General features: G+C 67.9%; 18 protein-coding genes. 9 read left to right on the forward strand and 9 right to left on the reverse strand.

What is annotated here, in order from left to right:
* The first annotated feature begins 101 nt into the window (after positions 1–101).
* Positions 102–1,082, forward strand: a complete 981-nt coding sequence (gene trxB, locus ACIO1C_RS04835) for a thioredoxin-disulfide reductase (protein WP_401858661.1) — start codon at positions 102–104, stop codon at positions 1,080–1,082.
* 52 nt (positions 1,083–1,134) lie between these two features.
* Complete coding sequence (gene trxA / locus ACIO1C_RS04840) at positions 1,135–1,482, forward strand: thioredoxin (protein ID WP_401858664.1); 348 nt, start codon at positions 1,135–1,137, stop codon at positions 1,480–1,482.
* 82 nt (positions 1,483–1,564) lie between these two features.
* Here trxA and ACIO1C_RS04845 read toward each other — a convergent pair whose 3' ends face one another.
* The 9 genes from ACIO1C_RS04845 to rpmH all read right to left on the reverse strand — a co-directional run bounded on the left by ACIO1C_RS04845 (position 1,565) and on the right by rpmH (position 8,457).
* Positions 1,565–2,182 (reverse strand): GNAT family N-acetyltransferase, encoded by a 618-nt coding sequence (locus ACIO1C_RS04845; protein ID WP_401858667.1) that lies wholly within the window; start codon positions 2,180–2,182, stop codon positions 1,565–1,567.
* A 303-nt stretch (positions 2,183–2,485) separates the two neighbouring features.
* The gene (locus ACIO1C_RS04850; protein ID WP_401858670.1) at positions 2,486–3,586 is read right to left on the reverse strand and encodes a ParB/RepB/Spo0J family partition protein; all 1,101 of its coding nucleotides are present in this window, start codon (positions 3,584–3,586) and stop codon (positions 2,486–2,488) included.
* Positions 3,583–4,656 (reverse strand): ParA family protein, encoded by a 1,074-nt coding sequence (locus ACIO1C_RS04855; protein ID WP_161311684.1) that lies wholly within the window; start codon positions 4,654–4,656, stop codon positions 3,583–3,585. The genes ACIO1C_RS04850 and ACIO1C_RS04855 overlap by 4 nt, the downstream gene beginning before the upstream one ends.
* A 265-nt stretch (positions 4,657–4,921) precedes the next feature.
* A complete protein-coding gene (gene rsmG, locus ACIO1C_RS04860) occupies positions 4,922–5,638 on the reverse strand; it encodes a 16S rRNA (guanine(527)-N(7))-methyltransferase RsmG (protein ID WP_327235605.1) in 717 nt (238 codons plus the stop codon).
* A gap of 105 nt (positions 5,639–5,743) precedes the next feature.
* Entirely contained in the window at positions 5,744–6,253 is a 510-nt protein-coding gene (locus ACIO1C_RS04865) for a R3H domain-containing nucleic acid-binding protein (protein WP_161311682.1), read from the reverse strand.
* Positions 6,254–6,268: 15 nt separating this feature from the next.
* Positions 6,269–7,570, reverse strand: coding sequence for a membrane protein insertase YidC (yidC, locus tag ACIO1C_RS04870; RefSeq protein ID WP_401858674.1), 1,302 nt, complete (start codon positions 7,568–7,570; stop codon positions 6,269–6,271).
* A 3-nt stretch (positions 7,571–7,573) separates the two neighbouring features.
* Positions 7,574–7,933 carry a membrane protein insertion efficiency factor YidD gene (gene yidD / locus ACIO1C_RS04875; RefSeq protein ID WP_401858677.1) on the reverse strand — a complete coding sequence of 120 codons (360 nt, stop codon included), beginning with the start codon at positions 7,931–7,933 and terminating at the stop codon, positions 7,574–7,576.
* Positions 7,930–8,301, reverse strand: a complete 372-nt coding sequence (gene rnpA, locus ACIO1C_RS04880; RefSeq protein ID WP_401858680.1) for a ribonuclease P protein component — start codon at positions 8,299–8,301, stop codon at positions 7,930–7,932. The genes yidD and rnpA overlap by 4 nt, the downstream gene beginning before the upstream one ends.
* Before the next feature lie 18 nt (positions 8,302–8,319).
* Positions 8,320–8,457, reverse strand: a complete 138-nt coding sequence (gene rpmH / locus ACIO1C_RS04885; protein WP_030354375.1) for a 50S ribosomal protein L34 — start codon at positions 8,455–8,457, stop codon at positions 8,320–8,322.
* Positions 8,458–8,818: 361 nt separating this feature from the next.
* Between rpmH and dnaA the strand changes: the two genes are divergently transcribed.
* The 7 genes from dnaA (at position 8,819) to gyrA (ending at position 20,619) form a co-directional block, all read left to right on the forward strand.
* Positions 8,819–10,579, forward strand: coding sequence for a chromosomal replication initiator protein DnaA (gene dnaA, locus ACIO1C_RS04890; protein WP_401858683.1), 1,761 nt, complete (start codon positions 8,819–8,821; stop codon positions 10,577–10,579).
* An 827-nt stretch (positions 10,580–11,406) separates the two neighbouring features.
* Positions 11,407–12,537 (forward strand): DNA polymerase III subunit beta, encoded by a 1,131-nt coding sequence (gene dnaN, locus ACIO1C_RS04895; protein ID WP_401859115.1) that lies wholly within the window; start codon positions 11,407–11,409, stop codon positions 12,535–12,537.
* A 77-nt stretch (positions 12,538–12,614) separates the two neighbouring features.
* Entirely contained in the window at positions 12,615–13,499 is an 885-nt protein-coding gene (gene gnd / locus ACIO1C_RS04900) for a phosphogluconate dehydrogenase (NAD(+)-dependent, decarboxylating) (RefSeq protein ID WP_401858686.1), read from the forward strand.
* A 27-nt stretch (positions 13,500–13,526) separates the two neighbouring features.
* The gene (gene recF / locus ACIO1C_RS04905; protein WP_401858688.1) at positions 13,527–14,684 is read left to right on the forward strand and encodes a DNA replication/repair protein RecF; all 1,158 of its coding nucleotides are present in this window, start codon (positions 13,527–13,529) and stop codon (positions 14,682–14,684) included.
* A gap of 59 nt (positions 14,685–14,743) precedes the next feature.
* A complete protein-coding gene (locus ACIO1C_RS04910; RefSeq protein WP_401859117.1) occupies positions 14,744–15,295 on the forward strand; it encodes a DUF721 domain-containing protein in 552 nt (183 codons plus the stop codon).
* Between the two features lie 500 nt (positions 15,296–15,795).
* Entirely contained in the window at positions 15,796–17,874 is a 2,079-nt protein-coding gene (gyrB, locus tag ACIO1C_RS04915) for a DNA topoisomerase (ATP-hydrolyzing) subunit B (RefSeq protein WP_401858690.1), read from the forward strand.
* Positions 17,875–17,925: 51 nt separating this feature from the next.
* Positions 17,926–20,619 carry a DNA gyrase subunit A gene (gyrA, locus tag ACIO1C_RS04920; RefSeq protein ID WP_401858692.1) on the forward strand — a complete coding sequence of 898 codons (2,694 nt, stop codon included), beginning with the start codon at positions 17,926–17,928 and terminating at the stop codon, positions 20,617–20,619.
* Positions 20,620–20,658: the final 39 nt, after the last annotated feature.

Here is a 20,658-nt window from a genome sequence, read left to right on the forward strand (position 1 = left end):
TCCACGGGAATGTAAGACCCGTAGGATCCGTTGCGTGGGTGTAGGTCGTGGATCTGGCCCCAGTAGGCAGTAAGCAGTCTGCAGAGACGAGGAAGAATCCCGTGAGCGACGTCCGTAATGTGATCATCATCGGTTCCGGGCCCGCCGGCTACACCGCAGCGCTGTACACCGCGCGTGCGGCACTGCGGCCGCTGGTCTTCGAGGGAGCGGTGACCGCAGGCGGTGCGCTGATGAACACCACCGATGTGGAGAACTTCCCCGGCTTCCGGGACGGCATCATGGGTCCGGACCTGATGGACAACATGCGGGCGCAGGCGGAGCGCTTCGGCGCCGAGCTGGTTCCCGACGATGTGATCGCCGTCGACCTCACCGGTGACATCAAGACCGTGACCGACACCGCGGGCACGGTCCACCGTGCCAAGGCGGTGATCGTCACCACCGGGTCCCAGCACCGCAAGCTCGGCCTGCCCAACGAGGACACGCTCTCCGGGCGTGGCGTCTCCTGGTGTGCCACCTGTGACGGGTTCTTCTTCAAGGACCAGGACATCGCCGTGGTCGGTGGCGGTGACACCGCGATGGAGGAAGCCACCTTCCTGTCGCGGTTCGCCAAGTCCGTCACGATCGTCCACCGCCGTGACACCCTGCGGGCCTCCAAGGCCATGCAGGACCGCGCGTTCGCCGACCCCAAGATCAAGTTCGCTTGGGACAGCGAGGTCGCGGAGATCCACGGCGACCAGAAGCTCTCGGGCCTGACCCTGCGCAACACCAGGACAGGTGAGACCTCCGCGCTCGCGGCGACCGGCCTGTTCATCGCGGTGGGCCATGACCCGCGGACCGAGCTCTTCAAGGGCCAGCTCGACCTCGACGACGAGGGCTACCTCACCGTGGCCGCCCCGTCGACGCGGACGAACCTGTCCGGTGTGTTCGGCGCCGGTGACGTCGTTGACCACACCTACCGTCAGGCGATCACCGCTGCGGGCACCGGCTGTTCCGCCGCTCTCGACGCCGAGCGGTTCCTCGCGGCGCTGAGCGACACCGACAACGCGCACACCGCGGAGCCCGAGAAGACCGCGACCTTCTGACCAGCACGATCCACTTCACCCCTGCCCCACCCACAACCCGAAGGAGGCCGCCGTGGCCGGCGCCCTGAAGCATGTGACCGACGATTCATTCGAAGAGGACGTTCTCAAGAGCGACAAGCCCGTTCTGGTGGACTTCTGGGCCGAATGGTGCGGACCCTGCCGCCAGATCGCTCCGTCGCTGGAGGCCATCGCGGCCGAGCACGGGGACAAGATCGAGATCGTCAAGCTCAACATCGACGAGAACCCGGCCACCGCAGCCAAGTACGGCGTGATGTCCATCCCGACGCTGAACGTCTACCAGAACGGCGAGGTCGCCAAGACCATCGTCGGCGCGAAGCCCAAGGCCGCACTGGTGCGCGACCTGGAGAGCTTCATCGGCGAGGAAGCCATCAAGGCCTGACGCCTCGCGATGTTTCACGTGAAACGGGCCCACCCCCGCCGGGGTGGGCCCGTTCCGCGTGTACGCGCCGACCGGCGCCCGCTCACAACGGCCGGAGCACGGGCTCCTTGTGCACCTTGCCGAGCAGGCGGTCCAGCGCCAGCTCCACGTCTTCCTTCCACGAGAGCATGGTGCGCAGCTCCAGCCTCAGGCGCGGGTACGTCGGATGCGGGCGGACGGTCTTGAAGCCGACCGCCAGCAGGTGATCGGCGGGCAGCACACAGGCAGGCTCCTTCCAGCGCGCGTTCCCGAACGCCTCGACGGCCTTGAACTCCCGCCGCAGCAAATCCTTCGCCACGGTCTGCACCATCGCGCGGCCCAGTCCCTGCCCCTGGTACTCCGGCACGATCCAGCCCGTCATCAGCTGGACGGCGTCAGGGGAGACCGGGCTCGTCGGAAAGGCGGTGGCCCGCGGGACGTACGCGGGAGGCGCGTACAGCACATAGCCCACGGGCACGTCGTCGACATACGCGAGCCGGCCGCACGATCCCCACTCCAGCAGGACGGCGGAGATCCACGCTTCTTTCTCCGTCTCGGGTGTGCCCGCCTTTACCGCGGCTTCTCCGCTGACCGGATCAAGCTCCCAGAAGACACACGCACGGCAGCGTGGGGGGAGGTCCGGAAGGTTGTCCAGCGTGAGCGGTACAAGCCGACGCCCCATAGAGGCTGTTCCTCACTTCCTTCGCCCGTCGCGTCACGGGCATCCGTCAGCGCACCCCGTTCCCTGAGCAGGCTGCCGACAAAACCGCCGACCACACCAAGTCCGAGTCCAGCTGACACCAGTTGGCTGCGGCTCACCGATCGCATGGCCCCGCTCTCCCTCTGAGGTGGATCACAATGGATGCGCCATACCAGAACGAATCGTATCCACCTCAGGGTTCTTCGCACACCGAGAGACAGCAAAGGGCGGGCTGTGTTCCGGTAACCGGAGAACACAACCCGCCCTGAGGCCTGTTCAAGAGCGTCAGCTCTCGTCGTCCTCCCCGGTGTCCTCGGCGAGGACCTGGTCCAGGATCCGGCCCTCACCGGGGGCCAGCGTGCCAAGGATCCGGTCCAGGTCGTCCATCGAGGCGAACTCGACGACGATCTTTCCCTTCTTCTGCCCCAGGTCGACCTTCACCCGGGTCTCGAAGCGGTCCGACAGGCGCGAGGCGAGGTCGCCCAGCGCCGGGGACAGCCGGGCACCGGCCCGGGGCCCCTTGGCCTTGGGACCGGCCTGCGGCCCCAACTCCATGAGCTTCACGATCTCTTCGATCGACCGCACCGAGAGGCCTTCCGCCACGATGCGGTGAGCCAGCCGGTCCTGCTCCGCGGAGTCCTCCACGGCGAGGAGCGCCCGTGCGTGACCCGCCGACAGCACCCCCGCGGCGACCCGGCGTTGGACGGAGGGAGACAGCCGCAGCAGCCGCAGCGTGTTGGAGACCTGCGGACGCGAGCGCCCGATCCGGTCCGCCAGCTGGTCGTGTGTGCAGTTGAAGTCCTTGAGCAACTGGTCGTAGGCGGCGGCCTCTTCCAGCGGGTTCAGCTGGGCGCGGTGCAGGTTCTCCAACAGCGCGTCGAGCAGCAGCTTCTCGTCGTCCGTGGCGCGGACGATGGAGGGGATGCGCTCCAGGCCGGCCTCCCGGCAGGCCCGCCAGCGCCGCTCGCCCATGATCAGCTCGTAGCGCTCCGGCCCCACCTGCCGTACGACGACGGGCTGGAGGAGCCCCACTTCCTTGATGGAGGTGACCAGTTCGGCGAGGGCGTCCTCGTCGAACACCTCGCGGGGCTGCCGCGGGTTGGGCGTGATGGAGTCGATCGGCAGCTCGGCGAAGTACGCACCGGCCGCCGGGGCGGGCTCGGGCGCCTCGTCGTACTCCGGGATGATCCTCTCCGCGTCCGGCACCGAAGCCGCCGACGGGAGGGCGGTGACCTTCGCCGCCGCCACACCCCGCTCGGTGGTCAGCATCGGCGTCGCTCCCGAAGATGCCGTCGCCACTCCGATGGAGGGCACCTGCTTCTCCTGGGGAGCGGTAGGGATCAGCGCACCAAGCCCACGCCCCAACCCTCTACGTCGCTCACTCACTGGATCCCCTCCGACATCTGCTGGTTGTTCTGGCTGCCCACATGGACCTGCTGGGCGTCATAGTGCACCCCGACCCCCCGAAGAGCGATCTCACGGGCGGCTTCGAGGTAGGACAGGGACCCACTGGATCCCGGATCGTAGGTCAGCACCGTCTGGCCGTAGCTCGGCGCCTCCGAGATGCGTACGGACCGAGGGATGCTCGTCCGCAGCACCTCCTTCCCGAAGTGACTGCGTACTTCCTCCGCCACCTGCGAGGCAAGACGGGTCCTGCCGTCGTACATGGTGAGCAGGATCGTCGACACGTGCAGCGTGGGGTTGAGATGCCCACGGACCAGATCGACGTTGCGCAGGAGCTGACCCAGCCCCTCCAGCGCGTAGTACTCGCACTGGATGGGGATCAGCACCTCCGCGCCGGCGACCATCGCGTTGACGGTCAACAGGCCGAGCGAGGGCGGGCAGTCGATGAGGATGTAGTCCAACGGCTGCTCGTACGCGTCGATCGCCCGCTGTAGCCGGCTCTCCCGCGCCACCAGCGACACCAGTTCGATCTCCGCACCGGCGAGATCGATGGTGGCCGGGGCACAGAAGAGGCCTTCGACGTCGGGTACAGGCTGGACCACTTCGGACAGTGGCCTGCTCTCCACCAGGACGTCATAGATCGAGGGGACTTCGGCGTGATGGTCGATCCCGAGCGCCGTGGAGGCATTGCCCTGTGGATCGAGGTCGATCACCAGAACGCGCGCGCCGTGCAGCGCGAGCGAGGCGGCCAGGTTGACCGTGGTGGTGGTCTTCCCCACACCGCCCTTCTGATTGGCGACGACCATGACACGCGTCTGCTCCGGGCGGGGCAAGCCCTCGCCGGCGCGGCCGAGAGCCTCCACCGCCAGCTGAGCGGCACGGCCAATGGGGGTGTCGTCCATCGGGGGCGGTGTTTCACGTGAAACATCCTCCCCCGCCGACTCAGTACGGGGACCGGGGACCGGATCGGTCATCGGTCCCGCGATGTTGGCGTCGGACCGCAAGGATTCACTCTCCTCGACTTCAGACTCGCAATGAATAGAGCCTGCCATGCTTTCGGGGTCGTGAACCAGTGAGGCCCGTGGTTCTGTGGATGAATCCACCTCTGTGGACAACCCCATGCCTCGAACGAGGGACTTTCGACCACGCGGCGTCGCTGCCGCGCGGCCACGGCCGATGATTCCCTGAAGCAATGAACGGTGTTTCACGTGAAACACGATGCATCCGCCGCAGGTTCAGACCGTCACGACACTCCGCAATGCGTAGGTATGGCAGCTTGTATGGAGCATCACTGATAGGCACTACGGACTGTACGGCTCAGCGGCGCCGTCTCGTACGGCTGGTCCGCGCGGCCTTCGCCCGCTTCGCTGCGAACCGTACGCCACCGGGGCTCTCCCCGACCTCCACCCGCACCACGGTGGCCAGCGGATCGACCACACCCTCCCCGACCCGCAGCACCGAGGCCTCCAGGACGCCGAGCTTGCTGAGCGCGGCCCTGGCTCCCTTGACCTCTTCCTCGGCGGTGTCGCCCTTGAGGAGCAGCATCTCCCCGTAGGGACGCAGCAGCGGCACCCCCCAGCCCGCCAGGCGGTCCAGCGGGGCCACCGCGCGCGCCGTCACCACGTGGACCGGCGGCAGCGTCCCCAGGACCTCCTCGGCCCGCCCACGCACCACCGTGACGTGGTCCAGCCCCAGCAGCTCGACCACTTCCTGGAGGAAATTGGTACGCCGCAGCAGCGGCTCCAGCAGCGTGATCTTGAGATCGGGCCGCACCAGGGCCAGCGGTATGCCCGGCAGCCCCGCGCCCGAGCCGACATCGCAGACCGTCACCCCCTCGGGGACGACCTCGGACAGCACCGCGCAGTTCAGCAGATGCCGCTCCCAGAGGCGCGGGACCTCCCGCGGCCCGATCAGGCCGCGCTTGACCCCTGCGTCCGCCAGCAGCTCCGCGTAGCGGACCGCCGAGGAGAAGGACTCGCCGAAAAGAGTCCGCGCCTCGTCCGGCGGAGGGGAAAGCTCTGCTGCCTCTGTCACGGGGACCGTCCTTCCGTACCGAACCACCCCGAGGGCGGCTGACTAACAGGCTGACAAAATTCGGCCCCGCCTGCGAACAGGGCGGGGCCGAAAAGAGTGGTGCGATCAGGCAGGGAGGACCACGACGAAGCGCTGCGGCTCCTCGCCCTCGGACTCACTGCGCAGACCCGCGGCCGCGACCGCGTCGTGCACGACCTTGCGCTCGAAAGGCGTCATGGGATCGAGCTTCACCGGGGCACCGGTGGACTTGACCTCGTCCGCTGCCTTGGCACCCAGCTCGGCGAGCTCGGTGCGCTTCTTCGCCCGGAAGCCGGCGATGTCGAGCATCAGCCGGCTGCGGTCCCCGGTCTCCCGGTGCACCGCGAGCCGCGTCAGCTCCTGGAGCGCCTCCAGGACCTCGCCGTCACGCCCGACCAGCTTCTGGAGATCCCGGCCGCTGTCGCTGATGATCGAAACAGCGGCCCGGTCGGCCTCGACGTCCATGTCGATGTCACCGTCGAGGTCGGCGATGTCGAGCAGGCCTTCGAGGTAGTCGGCCGCGATCTCCCCTTCCTGCTCAAGGCGGGTCAGGGTGTCGCCCCCCTCGGCGGCGGCGGAGATGGTGCCTTCCGTCACGGATGGACTCCTTCGTTACTTCTTGGACGGGTGCTTGGGCCGCTGCTGGCCCTTGCGCTGTCCCGCCTTGGCTTGGCGTGGGGAGGAACCGGCGGCGGGCTTGCCCGACGGCTTGGACGTGGAGTCCCGCGGCTCGTCCTGCTTCTCCAGCGAGGTCTTCGCCACGGGAGCGGCGTCGTCCGCCGCCTTGTGCTCCGGCCCGTGATCGGCCGGCTTCTGGTCCGCCGTCGCCTGGGCGGCCGCTGCCTGGCGCTGCGCCTTGGTCAGACGCTTCGGCTGCTGCCGCCTGGCCGCGGCGGCACCCGCCTCGGCCTCGGCCGCCACCGTGTCGCTCTTGACCACCGTGCCGTCGGCCTGGGGCACCAGACCCGCCTTCGCCAGGTTCAGGAAGAACTTACGCTCGTTGTCGTTGCGGTCGGGCCCCTTGGCCACAATCGCTCCGACGATGGTGCGCTTCCGCTTGGACTTGACCTGCTCGTGCGTCGAGATGTTCTTCAGCAGACGCCCGAGGTACGCGTCCTGCGCCTTGCTGCCCGGTGTCGGGTTCTGGTTGATCACGTACATCTGCTGGCCCATGGTCCACACGTTGGTGGTCAGCCAGTAGACGAGGACACCGACGGGGAAGTTGATGCCCGTGACGGCGAAGATGACCGGGAAGATGTACATCAACATCTTCTGCTGCTGCATGTACGGCGTCTTGACCGTCAGGTCGACGTTCTTCGTCATCAGCTGGCGCTGCGTGTAGAACTGCGACGCCGACATCAGAAGGATCATGATCGCTGTGACGATCCGCACGTTGGTCAGCGACGCGCCCAGCGCGTCGACCTTCGCGCTGCTCTCCAGGAACTTCGACGCCAGCGGGGCGCCGAAGATGTGCGCCTTACGCGCACTGTCCAGCAGCCCCTGGTCGATCACGCCCATCGTCTTGCCGTTGGCGATGCTCGACAGCACGTGGTAAAGCGCGAAGAAGAATGGAGACTGCGCCAAGATCGGAAGACACGAGGAGAGCGGGTTGGTGCCCGTCTCCTTGTACAGCTTCATCATCTCTTCGGACTGGCGCTGCTTGTCGTTCTTGTAGCGCTCCTGGATCGCCTTCATCTTGGGCTGAAGGACCTGCATGTTCCGGGTCGACTTGATCTGCTTCACAAAAAGCGGGATCAGACAGATCCGGATCAGCACCACCAGGGACACGATGGACAGGCCCCAGGCCCAGCCCGTGTCAGGCCCGAAGATCGCCCCGTACAGACTGTGGAATTGGACGATGACCCACGAGACTGGCGTGGTGATGAAACTGAAGAATCCGGCAATCGTGTCCACTAATCAGGCTCCTTGAGCTTTGGGCGAGGTCTCTGCGGCCGGACTGGGAGGTTCGGGGGCCGACGCCCCGGAAGGCACGCCGGCGACGGAGTGCCCGCTCTCGCTGCTCCGCCACGCGTTGCGCAGCAGTTCGTGCCAACGCGGGCGCTTGCGCGGTGGGACATGGTCCACACCACCTGGCGACCACGGATTGCACCGCAGGATGCGCCAGGCGGTCAGCGCCGTGCCTTTCACCGCGCCATGCCGGTCGATGGCCGTGTACCCGTAGTGCGAACACGACGGGTAGTACCGGCAGACAGGGCCCAGAAGCGGGCTGATCGTCCACTGGTACAGCTTGATCAGAGCCAGCAGCGGGTACTTCATCGCGTGCCCCCTCCCAGCAGCCGCTGAAGAGCGGCGTCCAGGTCTCGGGCCAGTCGTTCATATTCGGCGTCACCCGCTTCGGGTAGCGCCCGTACGACAACCAGGCTACCGGGGGGCAGCTCAAGCAGTCGGTCGCGTATGAGATGGCGAAGTCTTCGCTTCACCCGGGTCCGTACCACCGCGCCGCCCACAGCCTTGCTCACGACGAAACCCGCACGTGCCGGGGAAGCGCTCTCCCCAGGCGCGTGCGGGTCCGTTGCACCGCTGTGTAGATGGACGACAAGAAGCGGGCGTCCGGCCCGGCGTCCCCGGCGTACCGCGGTCGCGAAGTCCTCGCGCCGCCTCAGCCGATTCTCGGAAGGCAGCACGTCATGACCTGTAGGTGATCAGGCGGACAGACGGGCGCGACCCTTGCCACGGCGGGTCGCGAGGATCGCACGACCGGCACGGGTGCGCATGCGCAGACGGAAGCCGTGGGTCTTCGCACGACGACGGTTGTTCGGCTGGAAGGTGCGCTTGCTCACTCGAGGGCTCCAGAAAGTGATAAGTGATGGCGGGGCGTCGCCTGGCTGTCACCGTGCGCCCACGAGAAGCTCGCGTTTACGCCCGAGTGCACCGCTTCACAACCACAGATCGTGATCTTTGCCCATCGGAGGCAGGCGGCAGCAGCCATCGACAACTCGACCTGGTCACGGTACGCGCGGCTACGCCATCCGGTCAAACCAGTGAGCTGCCACCTCCCATTGTGCACAGCCTGTGGACAACGACTTGAACGTCGGACCCCGGCCTGACTACCGTGACGGAACTCCGGCTTCTTTTTCCGCCGGTCTTCCCACCCCGTCCCGAGAACCACATATTCGTGGGACCTGTGAGAGAGCGTGCCTTGTGGCTGATGTACCTGCCGATCTTGCCGCAGTGTGGCCACGAGTGCTGGAGCAACTCCTCAGGGAGGGCCAGCAGGGCGTCGAGCCCAAGGACAAGCAGTGGATCGAGCGCTGCCAGCCTCTCGCGCTGGTGGCCGACACGGCGCTGCTCGCCGTCCCGAACGAATGGGGCAAGCGGGTCCTGGAGGGCCGTCTCGCCCCGTTGATCAGCGAGACCCTGAGCCATGAGTGCGGCCGGCCCATCCGGATCGCGATCACCGTGGACGACTCGGCCGGCGACCCCGCGCCCGCCCCCGCCGTACCCCAGCAGCACCGCTACCAGTCCTCGCTCCACGACGAGCGGCAGACAGATACATACGACACCTACGGCCACCGCCCGCAGGACGACGGGATGCCGTCGGTGCGCCCCGCGTACCCGGACTACCAGCAGCGCCAGCGCCCCGATCCCGGTGTCTGGCCGCAGTCCCAGGACGACCTCGCGTGGCAGCCCCGGCTCGGCGGCTACCAGGACCGTGATCCGTACGCCACCACCCGCCCCCAGCAGCCGCAGCACGACTACCGGCAGCCGCAGGGTCCCGACCGGTCGCAGTACGAGCAGCCGCACGAGCGCCACGACCTCCAGGACCCCCAGTCGCCGCAGCACGGCGGCGGGCCCAGCGGAGGCCGGCACCGGGGCGCGCCGGGACCGCTGGGCGCGCAGCCCGCGCCGGCGACCCGGCCCGGGGAGCCGCATGCCCGGCTCAATCCCAAGTACCTCTTCGACACCTTCGTCATCGGCGCCTCCAACCGGTTCGCGCACGCGGCGGCGGTCGCGGTCGCCGAGGCGCCGGCGAAGGCGTACAACCCGCTCTTCATCTACGGGGAGTCCGGGCTCGGCAAGACCCACCTGCTCCACGCGATCGGGCACTACGCGCGCAGCCTGTACCCGGGGACGCGGGTGCGGTACGTGAGCTCCGAGGAGTTCACGAACGAGTTCATCAACTCGATCCGGGACGGCAAGGGCGACACCTTCCGCAAGCGGTACCGCGATGTCGACATCCTCCTGGTCGACGACATCCAGTTCCTGGCGAGCAAGGAGTCGACGCAGGAGGAGTTCTTCCACACGTTCAACACGCTCCACAACGCGAACAAGCAGATCGTGCTGTCCTCGGACCGGCCGCCCAAGCAGCTGATCACCCTGGAGGACCGGCTGCGCAACCGCTTCGAGTGGGGGCTGACCACCGATGTGCAGCCGCCCGAGCTGGAGACGCGTATCGCGATCCTCCGTAAGAAGGCGGTGCAGGAGCAGCTGAACGCGCCGCCGGAGGTGCTGGAGTTCATCGCGTCCCGGATCTCGCGCAACATCCGTGAGCTGGAGGGCGCGCTGATCCGGGTGACCGCGTTCGCCTCCCTCAACCGGCAGCCGGTGGACCTCGGCCTGACCGAGATCGTCCTCAAGGACCTGATCCCCGGTGGTGAGGACGCGGCCCCGGAGATCACCGCGAGCGCCATCATGGCGGCGACCGCGGACTACTTCGGGCTGACCGTGGAGGATCTCTGCGGGTCGTCCCGCAGCCGGGTCCTGGTGACGGCCCGCCAGATCGCGATGTATCTGTGCCGTGAGCTGACCGACCTCTCGCTGCCGAAGATCGGGGCGCAGTTCGGCGGCCGGGACCATACGACCGTGATGCACGCGGACCGCAAGATCAGGGCGCTGATGGCCGAGCGGCGGTCCATCTACAACCAGGTCACGGAACTCACGAACCGCATCAAGAACGGCTGACACCGCCGGCGGAACGTCGGTGAAGGGCGCCCGGGAAGCACCTTCCCGGGCGCCCTTCACCGTTCCGGCGCGCCGTCGCCCGCGCCCGCTGTTCGAACACCGGGCGCCGCCGCCGACTTCTCCACAGAGTTGTGGGTGATCTTCCGTCCACAGCCTGGGGACCCAGGAAGTTGTCCAGAACGCTTCCACAGGCGAGGCGGGTGCGGGATTATCGTGGCTGGTCAGACGCCTGTGGATTTGTGCGCGACAGTTCTCCACAGCCTGTGGATGAATTTTCTGTCCACAGGGTCATCGGGACGTTGTCCACCGGCGGCCCACAGGGCGGACCCTCTTACCCACAACTTCCCCACAGCGCTGTCCACTGTTCGGCAACAAAACGCCCACCATCGCTGAGTCGAGTGAAAGGCGTCACACCAAGGAGGTCGGTTGGGCTGTGGGGAACGTGGGTAAAGCTGGGGACGGAGCTGGGGGTAAGTGGCCCTCCCCTGTGCATCGGGTGTGCAGAACTTTCGCCCGTCCACAGAGGGACCGAGTTGTCCACGGATGCCGCCCACAGGGCCGGTGGACAAAAAAACGGGTCTGACCTGCGCAAACGACGTTATCCACGGTTTCCACAGGCCCTACTACTACTCCTACTCATAGTTAGCTAGGGATCCGCTTCGAAGTGGGCCCTGTGCACAAGTCGGCGAGGAAGCTCTCCGCCGCCCCCACCCCGACTTGACCCGCAGCAGCACGGACTGTCGGTGCCGTACGTCAGACTGGTCCCCGGCATCAGGGCCGACGACGAAGGCCGGCAGGACGAGCGAGCAAAGCAGGAGGCGGTTCCGGTGAAGATCCGGGTGGAGCGCGACGTACTCGCCGAGGCGGTGGCCTGGGTGGCCCGGAGCCTCCCGGCACGACCCCCGGCGCCGGTACTCGCAGGCCTTCTGCTGAAGGCCGAGGAAGGCGCCCTCAGCTTCTCCAGCTTCGACTACGAGGTCTCGGCGCGGGTCTCGGTGGACGCCGAGGTGGAGGAGGACGGCATCGTCCTCGTCTCCGGCCGGCTCCTCGCCGACATCTGCCGCGCCCTCCCCAACCGCCCTGTGGAGATCTCCACGGACGGGGTGCGGGCCACCGTGGTCTGCGGCTCCTCCCGGTTCACCCTCCACACCCTGCCGGTGGACGAGTACCCCGCGCTGCCGCAGATGCCGACGGCGACGGGCACCGTCCCCGGCGAGATCTTCGCCTCGGCCGCCTCCCAGGTCGCCATCGCCGCGGGCCGCGACGACACGCTCCCGGTGCTGACCGGCGTACGGATCGAGATCGAGGGCGACACGGTCACGCTGGCCTCGACCGACCGCTACCGCTTCGCGGTCCGCGAGTTCCTGTGGAAGCCGGAGGCCGCGGACATCTCCGCGGTCGCGCTGGTGCCCGCCAAGACGCTCCTGGACACCGCCAAGGCGCTCACCAGCGGTGACACGGTCACCCTGGCGCTCTCCGGGGCGGGTGCGGGCGAAGGCCTGATCGGTTTCGAGGGCGCGGGGCGGCGGACGACGACCCGGCTGCTCGAAGGCGACCTGCCGAAGTACCGGACGCTGTTCCCGACGGAGTTCAACTCGATCGCGGTGATCGAGACGGCCCCGTTCGTGGAGGCCGTCAAGCGCGTGGCCCTGGTCGCCGAGCGGAACACGCCGGTGCGGCTGAGCTTCGAGCAGGGGGTGCTCATCCTGGAGGCGGGTTCCAGCGACGACGCACAGGCTGTGGAAAGGGTGGACGCGCTGCTGGACGGCGACGACATCTCCATCGCCTTCAACCCGACGTTCCTGCTGGACGGTCTGAGCGCGATCGATTCACCGGTGGCCCAACTGTCGTTCACGACTTCCACGAAGCCGGCGCTGCTGAGCGGCAAGGCGGATGTCAAGGCCGAGGCGGACGAAGCGTACAAATACCTCATCATGCCGGTTCGCCTGAGCGGCTGACCCCACAGGTGAGTGGAGGCGCCCGGGCGTAGGCTCGGGCGCGGGTACGAATCGCCTCGACGCTTAAGGAACCACTGATGGAGCTCGGTCTCATCGGTCTCGGCAAGATGGGCGGCAACATGCGCGAGCGCATTCGCCGCGCAGGCCACACCGTCGTCGGATATGACCGCAACCCGGACGTCGCCGATGTGCACAGCATCGAAGAGCTGGTGAACACGCTCAAGGGCCCCCGGGTCGTGTGGGTGATGGTCCCGTCCGGTGCCGCGACGCAGTCCACGATCGACGAGCTGGCCGGTCTGCTGTCCCCGGGGGACGTCGTGGTGGACGGCGGGAACTCCCGCTGGACGGACGACGAGAAGCACGCCGTGGAGCTGGGCATCAAGGGGATCGGCTTTGTCGACTGCGGTGTCTCGGGCGGTGTCTGGGGCCTGGAGAACGGCTACGCGCTGATGTACGGCGGTACGCCGGAGGACGTGGCGAAGGCGCAGCCGATCTTCGACGCGCTCAAGCCGGAGGGTGATTTCGGCTCGGTGCACGCGGGCAAGGTCGGGGCGGGCCACTTCGCGAAGATGGTTCACAACGGCATCGAGTACGCGATGATGCAGGCCTATGCCGAGGGCTGGGAGCTGCTGGAGAAGGTCGGCTCGGTCACGGACGTCCGTGAGGTCTTCCGTTCCTGGCAGGAGGGCACGGTCATCCGTTCCTGGCTGCTGGACCTGGCGGTCAAGGCGCTGGACGACGACGAGCACCTGGAGCAGCTGAGGGGCTTCGCGGAGGACTCGGGCGAGGGCCGGTGGACGGTCGAGGCGGCCATCGATCACGCGGTGCCGCTGCCCGCGATCACCGCGTCGCTGTTCGCGCGGTTCGCGTCGCGTCAGGACGACTCGCCGCAGATGAAGATGGTCGCGGCGCTGCGTAACCAGTTCGGCGGTCACTCCGTCGAGTCGAAGCAGGCGAAGTAGCTCCACCGGGGAGGCCGGCGCACATCCATGCACGTCACGCATTTGTCGCTGGCCGACTTCCGGTCGTACGCCCGGGTCGAGGTTCCGCTCGACCCGGGCGTCACCGTGTTCGTGGGGGCGAACGGGCAGGGGAAGACCAATCTGGTCGAGGCGGTCGGGTATCTGGCCTCGCTCGGCAGCCACCGGGTGTCGTCCGACGCGCCGTTGGTGCGGATGGGCGCGGACCGGGCGGTGATCCGGGCGGCGGTGACGCAGGGCGAGCGGTCGCAGCTGGTGGAGCTGGAGCTGAATCCGGGCCGGGCGAACCGGGCGCGTATCAACCGGTCGTCGCAGGTCAGGCCGCGGGATGTGCTGGGGATCGTACGGACGGTCCTGTTCGCGCCGGAGGATCTGGCGCTGGTGAAGGGCGATCCGGGTGAGCGCCGGCGGTTCCTCGACGAGCTGGTGACGGCGCGGTCGCCGCGGATGGCGGGAGTGCGGTCGGACTACGACCGGGTGCTGAGGCAGCGGAACACGCTGTTGAAGTCGGCGGCGATGGCGCGCAGGCACGGCGGGCGTGGCATGGACCTGTCGACGCTGGACGTGTGGGACCAGCATCTGGCGCGGGTGGGGGCGGAGTTGCTGGCGCAGCGGGTGAATCTGGTCGAGACGTTGCGTCCGCTGACGGACAAGGCGTACGAGCAGCTGGCGCCCGGGGGCGGGCCGGTGGGGCTGGAGTACCGCTCGTCGGCCGGGGAGGCCATGGACTCCTCCGCCGCCGGGGACGGCGCGGGACTGGGCCATGGGCGTGAGGAGCTGTACGAGCGGCTGCTGGCGGCCTTGGTGGAGGTACGGAAGCAGGAGATCGAGCGCGGGGTGACGCTGGTCGGCCCGCACCGTGACGATCTGGTGCTCAAGCTGGGGCAGCTGCCCGCGAAGGGCTACGCGAGTCATGGGGAGTCGTGGTCGTTCGCGCTGGCGTTGCGGCTGGCTTCGTACGACTTGCTGAGGGCCGAGGGCAACGAGCCGGTGCTGGTGCTGGACGACGTGTTCGCGGAGTTGGACGCGCGGCGGCGGGAGCGGTTGGCGGAGCTGGTGGCGCCGGGTGAGCAGGTGCTGGTGACGGCGGCGGTGGACGACGACGTTCCGGGTGTGCTGGCGGGGACGCGGTTCCTGGTGGCCGACGGCGCTGTGGAGCGGGCGTGAGCGGCGCGCGGCGGGGTGGCGGGGCCGGGGGGCCTGGCGGGCCCGAGAGGTCTCCTGAGCTGCCGGAGGCGGACGGGAGCGTAGGCGGGGGTACGCCGCCGGCGCCGCCGGAGTCGTCGGGGGTGGATCTGGCGCGGGTGGCGTTGCGCGCGGCGAAGGAGCAGGCACGCGCGCGTGGGGATGCCGCGCAGCAGAAGAAGCAGGCCAGGCGGGGCGGTGGGCTGCGGTCGGGGGCCCGGGCGGACGGTCGTGATCCGCTGCCGCTGGGTGCGGCGATCAGCCGGTTGATCACGGAGCGGGGCTGGGAGGCGCCGGCGGCCGTGGGCGGCGTGATGGGCCGGTGGCCGCAGATCGTCGGGGACGACGTGGCGAAGCACTGTGTGCCGCAGAAGTACGAGGAGGACGAGCGGGTCCTGACGGTGCAGTGCGACTCGACGGCGTGGGCGACGCAGTTGCGGTTGCTGGCGCCGCGTCTGGTGGCGCGGCTGAACGAGGATCTGGGGCACGGCACCGTACGGGTGATCAAGGTGCTGGGACCGACGGGTCCGCCGCAGCGGTACGGCCGGCTGCGGGCGCCGGGGAGCAAGGGTCCCGGCGACACGTACGGATGAGGTGTGGGGTCCGTGGTGGTTCGGTGCGGGGGTCTCGTACGGCCTCTTGCGCGCCCCTGGGAGCCCGCACGCGCCTGTTTGTCCGCTGTCCATGATCCGCGCAGGTCAGCGGGGTGGGAGCGGGCCCGGCGCGGTCCCCAGAGGGTACGGCGGCCGCCGGTACGAGGCGGCTCGGCGGCGCCCCGCGCGCGGCGGCGCGTGTTCCTCTCCGGCAGAGCTGTGACCTGGGGAAGTGTCCGGGGAGAGTGAGGCGTCCCTCACCGTAGCGGAAGGTTGACAGGCCGAAGCGCTCAATGCCCGTGTGAGCCTCTTGGAGCCCCTTCCCGAATATGGGGAGTCGGTCGGCGCTCATTCAGGGCGGCACATGCGGACTCAGGTACCGGCAAACCCCCATTCGGGTCGGCGCTACCGGTAGACTGATGGAAAATCCCGCTGTGCTTGCGGGAGACGTCGCTACAAGCCGAACGACGCAGCCGCTCCCGCTTGCCGGTGAACGGCCTGTGCTGTGCCAGAAAGGGCGCTTCGTGGCCGATTCCGGCAACCCCAAAGAGAAGACTCCGTCCGCCTCCACTGGTGAGCACGGCGAGGTGACTTCCTCGTACAACGCCAGTGCCATCACCGTGCTGGAGGGCCTCGACGCGGTCCGCAAGCGTCCCGGGATGTACATCGGGTCGACCGGCGAGCGTGGTCTGCATCACTTGGTGTCCGAGGTCGTCGACAACTCCGTCGACGAGGCCCTGGCGGGGCACGCGGACACCATCGACGTGACGATCCTCGCCGACGGCGGGGTGCGTGTGGTCGACAACGGGCGCGGTATCCCGGTGGGCATCGTCCCGTCCGAGGGCAAGCCGGCCGTCGAGGTCGTGCTGACGGTGCTGCACGCGGGCGGAAAGTTCGGCGGTGGCGGTTACGCCGTCTCCGGCGGTCTGCACGGCGTCGGCGTCTCGGTCGTGAACGCGCTGTCGACGAAGGTCGCCGTGGAGGTCAAGACCGACGGCCACCGCTGGACGCAGGACTACAAGCTGGGTGTGCCGACCGCCCCGCTGGCGCAGAACGAGGAGACGGGCGAAACCGGTACGTCGGTGACGTTCTGGGCCGACCCGGACATCTTTGAAACGACCGAGTACTCGTTCGAGACGCTGTCGCGCCGGTTCCAGGAGATGGCGTTCCTGAACAAGGGGCTGACGCTGACGCTGACGGACGAGCGCGAGTCGGCGAAGGCCGTCGCGGGCGCGGACGTGGCGGGCGCGGACGCCGCCGAGGACGCGGGCGAGGCGCCGGCCCGTACGGTCACGTACTACTACGAGGGCGGCCTCGTCGACTTCGTGAAGTACCTGAACTCCCGCAAGGGCGAGCTGATCCACCCCACGGTCATCGACATCGAGGCCGAGGACAAGGAGCGGTTGCTCTCGGTGGAGATCGCGATGCAGTGGAACGCGCAGTACAGCGAGGGTGTGTACTCCTTCGCCAACACGATCCACACGCATGAGGGCGGTACGCACGAGGAGGGCTTCCGTGCGGCCATGACGGGCCTGGTCAACCGGTACGCGCGCGAGAAGAAGTTCCTGCGCGAGAAGGACGACAACCTCGCCGGTGAGGACATCCGCGAGGGTCTGACGGCGATCATCTCGGTGAAGCTGGGCGAGCCGCAGTTCGAGGGCCAGACGAAGACGAAGCTGGGCAACACCGAGGCGAAGACGTTCGTGCAGAAGATCGTGCACGAGCACCTGACGGACTGGTTCGACCGCAACCCGACCGAGGCCGCGGACATCATCCGCAAGGCGATCCAGGCCGCGACGGCCCGGGTCGCGGCCCGCAAGGCGCGTGACCTGACCCGCCGCAAGGGGCTGCTGGAGAGCGCGTCCCTGCCGGGCAAGCTGAGCGACTGCCAGTCGAACGACCCGGCGAAGTGCGAGATCTTCATCGTCGAGGGTGACTCGGCCGGTGGTTCCGCGAAGTCGGGCCGTAACCCGATGTACCAGGCGATCCTGCCGATCCGCGGCAAGATCCTGAACGTCGAGAAGGCGCGGCTCGACAAGATCCTCCAGAACACCGAGGTGCAGGCGCTGATCTCGGCGTTCGGCACCGGGGTGCACGAGGACTTCGACATCGAGAAGCTCCGCTATCACAAGATCATTCTGATGGCGGACGCCGACGTCGACGGGCAGCACATCAACACGCTGCTGCTGACCTTCCTGTTCCGCTTCATGCGGCCGCTGGTCGAGGCGGGACACGTGTATCTGTCGCGTCCGCCGCTGTACAAGATCAAGTGGGGCAAGGACGACTTCGAGTACGCGTACTCGGACCGGGAGCGCGACGCGCTGGTCGAGCTGGGCAAGCAGAACGGCAAGCGGACCCGCGAGGACTCGATCCAGCGCTTCAAGGGGCTGGGCGAGATGAACGCCGAAGAGCTGCGCATCACCACCATGGACCAGGACCACCGGGTCCTCGGCCAGGTGACCCTGGACGACGCGGCGCAGGCCGACGACCTCTTCTCGGTGCTGATGGGCGAGGACGTCGAGGCACGGCGTTCCTTCATCCAGCGCAACGCCAAGGACGTCCGCTTCCTCGACATCTGAGTCGGTCTCAGCTGACGGATTCGAAAAGGCCGAAAGGAACACTGACCAGCAATGGCCGACCAGAACACCCCTGAAAACGCCGACACCCCCGAGAGTCCTGACGGAGCCGCCCCCGAGGCCCCCGTCATCGTCGAGGCCGCCACCGCGGTGGAGGGGCTGGCGCTGCGCGTCGAGCCGGTCGGGCTCGAGACGGAGATGCAGCGCTCGTACCTCGACTACGCGATGTCCGTCATCGTGTCGCGCGCGCTGCCGGACGTACGGGACGGTCTGAAGCCCGTACACCGCCGGGTGCTGTACGCGATGTACGACGGCGGCTACCGGCCCGAGAAGGGCTTCTACAAGTGCGCCCGCGTCGTCGGTGACGTCATGGGTACGTACCACCCGCACGGCGACTCCTCGATCTACGACGCGCTCGTCCGTCTCGCGCAGCCGTGGTCGATGCGGATGCCGCTGGTGGACTCGAACGGCAACTTCGGTTCTCCCGGCAACGACCCGGCGGCCGCGATGCGGTACACCGAGTGCAAGCTGATGCCGCTGTCCATGGAGATGCTCCGTGACATCGACGAGGAGACCGTCGACTTCAAGGACAACTACGACGGCCGCAACCAGGAGCCGACGGTCCTGCCGGCGCGCTTCCCGAACCTGCTGATCAACGGTTCGGCCGGCATCGCGGTCGGCATGGCCACCAACATCCCGCCGCACAACCTGCGGGAGGTCGCGGCCGGCGCGCAGTGGGCGCTGGAGCACCCGGACGCCTCGCACGAGGAGCTGCTCGACGCGCTGATCGAGCGCATCAAGGGCCCCGACTTCCCGTCGGGCGCGCTGGTGGTGGGCCGCAAGGGCATCGAGGACGCGTACCGCACCGGTCGTGGCTCGATCACGATGCGCGCGGTGGTGGCGGTCGAGGAGATCCAGAACCGCCAGTGCCTGGTCGTCACGGAGCTTCCGTACCAGACCAACCCGGACAATCTCGCGCAGAAGATCGCGGACCTGGTCAAGGACGGGAAGGTCGGCGGGATCGCCGACGTCCGTGACGAGACGTCCTCGCGTACGGGTCAGCGGCTGGTGATCGTCCTCAAGCGGGACGCGGTCGCCAAGGTCGTCCTGAACAACCTGTACAAGCACACCGAGCTGCAGAACAACTTCGGCGCGAACATGCTGGCCCTGGTCGACGGGGTGCCGCGCACGCTGTCCTTGGACGCGTTCATCCGCCACTGGGTGACGCACCAGATCGAGGTCATCGTCCGGCGGACGAAGTACCGGCTGCGCAAGGCGGAGGAGCGCGCGCACATCCTGCGCGGTCTGCTGAAGGCGCTGGACGCGATCGACGACGTCATCGCGCTGATCCGGCGCAGTGACACGGTCGAGATCGCGCGTACGGGCCTGATGGGCCTGCTGTCGATCGACGAGATCCAGGCGAACGCGATCCTGGAGATGCAGCTGCGCCGCCTGGCGGCGCTGGAGCGGCAGAAGATCGTCGCCGAGCACGACGAACTCCAGCTGAAGATCAACGAGTACAACGCGATCCTGGCGTCGCCGCAGAAGCAGCGTCAGATCGTCAGTGACGAACTGGCCGTCATCGTCGAGAAGTTCGGCGACGACCGGCGGTCCAAGCTGGTGCCCTTCGACGGTGACATGTCCATCGAGGACCTCATCGCCGAGGAGGACATCGTCGTCACGATCAGCCGTGGCGGCTATGTGAAGCGTACGAAGACGGACGACTACCGTTCGCAGCGGCGCGGCGGCAAGGGCGTGCGGGGGACGAAGCTCAAGGAAGACGACATCGTCGACCACTTCTTCGTCTCGACGACGCACCACTGGCTGCTGTTCTTCACGAACAAGGGCCGGGTGTACCGGGCGAAGGCCTACGAGCTGCCGGACGCCGGGCGGGACGCGCGCGGCCAGCACGTGGCCAACCTGCTGGCGTTCCAGCCGGACGAGCAGATCGCCGAGATCCTGGCGATCCGCGACTACGACGCGGTGCCGTACCTGGTCTTGGCAACCAAGGGCGGTCTGGTGAAGAAGACCCCGCTCAAGGACTACGACTCGCCGCGGTCGGGCGGTGTCATCGCGATCAACCTCCGGGAGACGGAGTCGGGCGCGGACGACGAGCTGATCGGCGCGGAGCTGGTGTCGGCGGAGGACGATCTGCTGCTCATCAGTAGGAAGGCGCAGTCGATCCGGTTCACGGCGACCGACGAGGCGTTGCGTCCGATGGGGCGCGCCACATCGGGAGTTAAGGGGATGAGCTTCCGCGAAGGCGACGAACTGCTGTCGATGAATGTCGTCAGGCCGGGTACGTTCGTCTTCACCGCCACAGATGGTGGGTACGCGAAGCGAACCGCGGTGGGTGAGTATCGCGTCCAAGGACGTGGTGGCCTGGGCATCAAGGCTGCGAAGATTGTGGAGGACCGCGGTTCCCTGGTGGGCGCGTTGGTGGTCGAGGAGACGGATGAGATCCTTGCCATCACCCTGGGCGGCGGTGTGATTCGCACGCGAGTCAACGAAGTCAGGGAGACCGGCCGTGACACCATGGGCGTTCAACTGATCAATCTCGGTAAGCGGGACGCCGTCGTCGGCGTCGCCCGCAACGCTGAGGCGGGCCGTGAGGCCGAGGAGGTCGACGGGGTGATTGACCCGGCGGCCGACGAGGCGGGCACGGCAGAGGCCGGTACGGGCGAGGTGGCCGGTACGGCCGAGGTCGCCGAGGGCACTCAGCCCTCGGCAGGGGAGCACGAGGAGTAAAGCGTGAGTGGAGCCACGGGCGCCGGATCGGCCGCTTCC

The sequence above is a fragment of the Streptomyces sp. NPDC087420 genome, from assembly GCF_044744165.1.
GTDB lineage: Bacteria > Actinomycetota > Actinomycetes > Streptomycetales > Streptomycetaceae > Streptomyces.

Excerpts from the sequence above, each read along its gene's own strand:
- ACIO1C_RS04845 (WP_401858667.1), bottom strand. The coding sequence starts at position 2,182 with ATGGGGCGTCGGCTTGTACCGCTCACGCTGGACAACCTTCCGGACCTC.
- ACIO1C_RS04855 (WP_161311684.1), bottom strand. The coding sequence starts at position 4,656 with ATGGCAGGCTCTATTCATTGCGAGTCTGAAGTCGAGGAGAGTGAATCC.
- gyrA (WP_401858692.1), top strand. The coding sequence starts at position 17,926 with ATGGCCGACCAGAACACCCCTGAAAACGCCGACACCCCCGAGAGTCCT.
- yidD (WP_401858677.1), bottom strand. The coding sequence starts at position 7,933 with ATGAAGTACCCGCTGCTGGCTCTGATCAAGCTGTACCAGTGGACGATC.
- gnd (WP_401858686.1), top strand. The coding sequence starts at position 12,615 with ATGGAGCTCGGTCTCATCGGTCTCGGCAAGATGGGCGGCAACATGCGC.
- recF (WP_401858688.1), top strand. The coding sequence starts at position 13,527 with ATGCACGTCACGCATTTGTCGCTGGCCGACTTCCGGTCGTACGCCCGG.